8 protein-coding genes are annotated in these 5892 nt (G+C 74.7%); all 8 read right to left on the minus strand.

Going from position 1 to position 5892, the window contains the following annotated elements; all coding sequences use genetic code 11:
- Nucleotides 1-930 (minus strand): prolipoprotein diacylglyceryl transferase (lgt, locus tag DVA66_RS16170; protein ID WP_114560999.1); only part of this gene is annotated, 930 nt, incomplete at its 3' end.
- The gene (locus DVA66_RS16175) at nucleotides 927-1688 is read right to left on the minus strand and encodes a DsbA family protein (RefSeq protein WP_114561000.1); all 762 of its coding nucleotides are present in this window, start codon (nucleotides 1686-1688) and stop codon (nucleotides 927-929) included. The genes lgt and DVA66_RS16175, both read right to left, overlap by 4 nt.
- Nucleotides 1685-2323, minus strand: coding sequence for an SCO family protein (locus tag DVA66_RS16180; RefSeq protein WP_114561001.1), 639 nt, complete (start codon nucleotides 2321-2323; stop codon nucleotides 1685-1687). Before DVA66_RS16180 ends, DVA66_RS16175 begins: the two co-directional genes overlap by 4 nt.
- Nucleotides 2320-3183, minus strand: a complete 864-nt coding sequence (gene trpA / locus DVA66_RS16185) for a tryptophan synthase subunit alpha (RefSeq protein WP_114561002.1) — start codon at nucleotides 3181-3183, stop codon at nucleotides 2320-2322. The genes DVA66_RS16180 and trpA overlap by 4 nt, the downstream gene beginning before the upstream one ends.
- Complete coding sequence (gene trpB / locus DVA66_RS16190; protein ID WP_114561003.1) at nucleotides 3180-4439, minus strand: tryptophan synthase subunit beta; 1260 nt, start codon at nucleotides 4437-4439, stop codon at nucleotides 3180-3182. Before trpB ends, trpA begins: the two co-directional genes overlap by 4 nt.
- Before the next feature lie 27 nt (nucleotides 4440-4466).
- Nucleotides 4467-5276: an indole-3-glycerol phosphate synthase TrpC gene (trpC, locus tag DVA66_RS16195; protein ID WP_114561004.1), complete on the minus strand. Its 810-nt coding sequence runs from the start codon at nucleotides 5274-5276 to the stop codon at nucleotides 4467-4469.
- 29 nt (nucleotides 5277-5305) lie between these two features.
- Entirely contained in the window at nucleotides 5306-5548 is a 243-nt protein-coding gene (locus DVA66_RS16200; protein WP_114561005.1) for an HGxxPAAW family protein, read from the minus strand.
- Nucleotides 5549-5576: 28 nt separating this feature from the next.
- The coding region (locus DVA66_RS16205) for a Trp biosynthesis-associated membrane protein (RefSeq protein WP_198671849.1) at nucleotides 5577-5892 on the minus strand (316 nt) is incomplete at its 5' end.

A 5892-nucleotide genomic window follows, 5' to 3' on the forward strand; every position in this document is an offset into this window, starting at 1 on the left:
CGCGCCGCCCCCGGCGTCGGCGGTGCCGGCAGAGCGGCGCGGACGCGGCTCCTCCACCCGCTCGGCCGGCTCGGCCGCCTCGTCGTCCTCCGCCTCGCGGGCCTCGCGTCCAGGCTCGACCGACTCCTCCAGCCCGGGCCGGCGGCGCAGCAGCCAGACGAACCAGGCCAGGGCGGCCAGCATGATCGCCAGCGAGGTGAAGTTGTTCAGCCGGATCCCGCCGAACTCGTTGGCCGGGTCGATCCGCACCGCCTCGACGAAGAACCGGCCCAGGCTGTACAGCGTCACGTAGAGGGCGAAGGTCTTGCCCCGTCCCAGCGCGAACCGCTTGCCGGCCCAGACGAGCACGAGGAAGACGCCGACGTTCCAGAGCAGCTCGTAGAGGAAGGTCGGGTGGAAGGTCGCGAACTCCTCGTAGCCGGCCGGGCGGTGCTCGGGGTCGATCTGCAGCGCCCAGGGCAGCGTGGTGGGCCGGCCGAAGAGCTCCTGGTTGAAGTAGTTGCCGAGCCGGCCGATGGCCTGGGCCAGCACCACACCGGGGGCCAGCGCGTCGGCGATCGCCAGGAAGCTGGCACCCCGCCGGCGGGCCACCAGCCAGGCGCCGACCGCGCCGAGGGCGACGGCGCCGTAGATGCCCAGACCGCCTTCCCAGATGTAGAGCGCGCGGACCGGGTCGCGGCCGGGGCCGAAGTAGAGCTGGGCGTCGGTGATGACGTGGTAGATCCGGGCGCCGACGATGCCCATCGGCACCGCCACCAGCACCACCGTCTCCAGCGTCTCGGGGTCACCACCGCGGGCCCGCCAGCGGCGGGAGCCGATCACCCAGGCCACCACGATGCCGAGCAGGATGAACAGGGCGTAGGCGCGGATCGGGAAGCCGAAGACCTCCCACACGCCAGTCGGCGGGCTGGGGATGAACAGCGGGCTCACGGCGTCTCCTGGAGTCGCGCCTCGAGCGAGGCGGGGTCGGTGGTGGCGAGGTCGAGCGCGGTGCCGTCGAGCAGCACGGTGGGGGTCTGCTCCACCCCGGCGGCGTCGGCGGCCTGGTCGACGGAGTCGAGGTAAGCCTGCTGGCCGCGCTGCAGGCACTCCCCGACCGCGGCGCCGGTGCCGGGGCTGACCTGCTCGGCGAGCTGGACCAGCGTCTCCTCGGTCCACCCGCCGCCGCCGGCGTTGGCGAACAGCGCGTCGTGGTAGGGCCCGGCCATCCCGGTCTCGGCGGCGCAGACGAAGGCGGCGGCGGCGCGCTCCGAGGACGGCGGGTCGACGAAGGTCAGCGGCATCAGCTCCACCCGCGCCCGGCCCTCCTCGACAGCCGCGCCGAGCACCTCGTCGTAGGCGGTGGCGAAGTCGGCGCAGTGCGGGCAGCCGAAGTCGAGCCAGACGCGCAGGGTGTGCGGTGCGGTCTGCTCCCCGAGGACGACCGGCTGGCCCGCGGTCACCGCCTGCGGGGTGAGCTCGGCGGCCGGCACGGTGCTCGGCACCACCAGCTCGCGGGACCGGTTCTGCAGGGCGAGGCTGACGCCCACCACGCCGACCACCACCAGCACACCGGCCGCCAGCAGCAGGACCAGCTGGCGACGGCGTCGGCGCCGGGTCTGGGCCTGGCGGGCCGCTGCCTCGGCCCGCAACCGGGCGTTGCGGGTCGACTCCGTCCGGGCCGCGCCGGGACGCTTGCGACTGCTCACTGCTGCTCCTCCAGGAAGTGCTCCAGGTCCTCGGCCAGCTGCTCGGCCGTGACGTCCTCCACCCACACCAGCCGGGCCCGGTGGTCGCGGTCGGCGCCGACCACCTGGGTGCCGTGGGCGATCTCGTAGCCGTCGGCCACCGGGTGCCGCGGCCCGATCTCCACCCCCAGCTGCTCGGCGGCCGTCCGCACCACCTCCAGCTCGCCGCGCAGGCCGATGAAGGCGGGGTCGAACCGGTCGAGGTAGGCCGCCAGGCGCTCCCCGGTGTCACGTTCGGGGTCGATGCTGACCACCACGACCTGCACCTTGTCGGGGTCGGGCAGCAGCTGCCGGGCCTCGGCGACCGTGCTCAGCACCTCGCTGCAGTGCTGGGGGCAGCTGGTGTAGCCGAAGAAGTACAGCGTCACCGGTCGCGACGGCGAGGTCTGCAGGTCGAAGGCCTGGCCGCGGGTGTCGGTGAGCGTCACCGACGGCACCGGGTAGCCCTCGGTCAGCACCCGGGCGGAGTAGTGGTGGCTGCCCTTCTCCGGGCCGTGGCCGGCCTGGCAGCCGACCAGTCCGAGGCACCCGCAGACGAGGACGGCGACCACGGCCCTCAGCAGCCCGGGCGCGGTCCACGTCGGCGTCGGTCTCACCGCCCGGCAGCGCCCGTCCGGGACCGCACGCCGGCGGCCAGGTCGTCGACCACGGCCTCCAGCGCGCTGAGGTCGTCGGGACGTCCGGCGTCGTCGGCGTCCACCAGCGTGCGCACCAGCGCCGAGCCGACGATGACCGCGTCGGCGTAGCTGCCGACCTCGGCCGCCTGGGCGCCGTTGGAGACGCCCAGCCCGACGCCGACCATGGTCTCCGGGTCGTGCGCGCGGAGCCGGGCCACCAGCTCCCGACCCGCGGCCGAGGTCTGGTCGCGGGTACCGGTGACCCCCATCACGGAGGCGGCGTAGACCCAGCCGCGGCAGGCGGCGACGGTGTCGGCGAGCCGCTGGTCGGTGCTGGAGGGGGCGACCAGGAACACCCGGTCGAGGTCGTGGGCGTCCGAGCCGGCCAGCCAGGGCCCGGCCTCGTCGGGGGTCAGGTCGGGGGTGATCAGCCCGGCCCCGCCGGCGGAGGCGAGGTCGCGGCAGAAGGCGTCCACGCCGTACTGCTCGACGAGGTTCCAGTAGATCATCACCAGCGCCGGGGTGCCGGTGGCGGCGACCGCCTCGACGGCGGTGAAGACGTCGCGGGTGCGCACCCCGCGGGCCAGCGCCCGGGTGGTGGCGGTCTGGATGGTGAGCCCGTCGAGCACCGGGTCGGAGTAGGGCATGCCGATCTCGACCAGGTCGACGCCGGGTCGCTCGTCGGTGCCGGTGATCCGGGTCATCGCCGCCACCGAGGTGGCGACGTCGGGGTGGCCGACCGGGAGGTAGCCCACCAGGGCGGGACGTCCGGCGTCGCGGCACGCGGCCAGCACCCGTCCGGTGTGGCCGAGCCGGTCGGTCTGCGGCTGGGTGCTCACGCGTGGCCTCCCGTGGTCTTGTCGGCCGAGCCGTCCAGGCCGAACCAGGACACGGCGGTGGTCACGTCCTTGTCGCCGCGCCCGGAGAGGCAGACCAGCACCAGCGGCGGCTCGCCGGTGCCGCGCTCGGCCCACTCCCGGCCCAGCTGCTGCACCCCGGCGAGGGCGTGCGCGGACTCGATCGCCGGCAGGATCCCCTCGGTGCGGGTGAGCGTGCGCAGCGCCTCCATCGCGTCGGTGTCGGTGACCGCGCGGTAGCGGGCCCGGCCGGCGTCAGCCAGCCAGGCGTGCTCGGGTCCGACACCCGGGTAGTCCAGACCGGCCGAGATCGAGTGCGACTCCCGGGTCTGGCCGTCCTCGTCCATCAGCACGTAGGTGCGCATGCCGTGCAGCACGCCGACACCGCCGCCGCTGATGGTGGCCGCGTGCCGGTCGGTGTCCACGCCCTCACCGCCGGCCTCGAAGCCGTAGAGCTGCACGTCGGCGTCGTCGATGAAGTCGGCGAAGGTGCCCATCGCGTTGGAGCCGCCGCCGACGCAGGCCGCGACCACGTCGGGCAGCCGGCCGTAGCGCTCCAGCACCTGGGCGCGGGCCTCGGTGGAGATCACCCGCTGGAACTCCCGGACCAGCCAGGGGAACGGGTGCGGGCCGGCGACGGTGCCGATCAGGTAGTGGGTGTGGTCGACCGAGGCGACCCAGTCGCGCATGGCCTCGTTCATCGCGTCCTTGAGGGTGCGGCTGCCGGCCTCGACCGCCACCACCTCCGCGCCGAGCAGCTGCATGCGCGCCACGTTGAGGGCCTGGCGGTCGGTGTCGACCTTGCCCATGTAGACGGTGCAGTCCATCCCGAACAGGGCGGCGGCGGTGGCCGTGGCCACCCCGTGCTGACCGGCGCCGGTCTCGGCGATCAGCCGGCGCTTGCCCATCCGGCGGGCCAGCAGGGCCTGGCCGAGGACGTTGTTGATCTTGTGCGAACCGGTGTGGTTGAGGTCCTCGCGCTTGGCCACCACCGTGACGCCGCCGGCGGTGGCGCCGAAGCGGGTCAGCTCGGTGAGCGGGCTGGGACGGCCGGTGTAGTTGCGGCGCAGGTCGTCCAGCTCGGCGGCGAAGCCGGGGTCGGCCGAGGCCTCGGTGAAGGCCTGCTCGAGCTCGCCGAGGGCGGCGTGCAGCGCCTCGGGGACGAACTTGCCGCCGAAGCGGTCGAAGTGGCCGGTGGCGTCGGGCAGCGCCCGCCCGGGTGCGGGGTGGTCGGGCACGGGGTCCTCCAGTTCTGGGAGCCGGTCTCAGCCGGCACGGTGGTGCAGGGCCGGGTGCGCACCGGCCGAGACCAGGTCGGCCACGGCCGCGCGCGGCTCGCGCCCGGTGACCAGGGCCTCTCCGACCAGCACCACGTCGGCCCCGGCCTCGGCCAGCTCGAACACGTCGCGGGGCCCGCGGACGCCGGACTCGGCGATGCGGACGATGCCGCTGGGGATCTGCGGCGCAAGCCGGGCGAAGGTGGTCGGGTCGACCTCGAGGGTCTGCAGGTTGCGGGCGTTGATGCCGATCACCTCGGCACCGCAGGCGACCGCGCGCTCGATCTCCTCGCCGGTGTGGGCCTCGACCAGCGGGGTGAGCCCGATCGAGACGGCCCGCTCGATCAGCGAGACGAGCTGGTCGTCGGTGAGCGCGGCCACGATCAGCAGGGCGAGGTCGGCGCCGGCGGCGCGGGCCTCGAACAGCTGGTAGGCGCTGACGATGAAGTCCTTGCGCAGCACCGGGACGTCCACCGCCCGGCGGACCCGGCGCAGGTCCTCCAACGACCCGCCGAAGCGGCGTCCCTCGGTGAGCACCGAGATGGCGGCGGCGCCGCCGGCCTCGTAGTCACGGGCCAGCGCGGCGGGGTCGCTGATGTCGGCGAGCGCGCCCCGGCTGGGGCTGGCCCGCTTCACCTCCGCGATCACCGACACCCCCGGGGCGCGGAAGCGTGGCAGCGGGTCGAGCGCGCACGGCAGGCTCTGGACGCGCTCCTTGAGCTCGTCCAGGCTGACCGTCTCCATCCGGGTGGCCATGTCCTCGCGCACGCCGGCGACGATCTCGTCCAGCACTCCCATCCGAACCCCCTCGCTCGAGTCCTGCCCGTTCAGTCGTTGCCCCGACCGAGGGCGCGCATCACCGCGGTGACCACGCAGCCCGCGGCGATGACGGCGCCGCCGATGCCGATGACGAGCCAGTGGGGGGTGATGTCGGGACCGGGCCCGACCAGGAATCCGATGGTGGCCACGAAGAAGCCCACCAGGCAGATCATGACCCCCGCCCACGCGGCCGGGGACCGGCCGTGGTGGTACCTGGGTTGGGTGTGGCTGCGCGCCGGCGCGTCGCTCATGGTCTCCCCTCGGAGTCGGGTGTGGACCTCATTCTGTCCCCCGGGCGACCGGAGGGGGAAATCGGGTGCTGCGGACGCCGCCCCCGCCCGGCTGGTCGGTCCGGGGCTCCGCGGTCGGGTCCTCACCGGCGTCCAGCGCGCGCCAGACCGAGGTCGGGTCGTCGGCGTCGGGTGCGGGCCGGTCGCGGCGGTAGCGGTCCGGGCGCGGGGCCCAGCGCCCGGCCCGCAGCAGGGTCAGCACCGCGGCGGCGACCAGCAGCAGCGCGGCGGCGGCGTAGAGCCAGGGCCAGGGAGTCGTGGTGGTCTGCCAGGTGCCGCTCAGGCTGACCCGGCTGAGCGCGGCC

Source organism: Desertihabitans aurantiacus (genome assembly GCF_003344635.1).
Lineage (GTDB): Bacteria > Actinomycetota > Actinomycetes > Propionibacteriales > Propionibacteriaceae > Desertihabitans > Desertihabitans aurantiacus.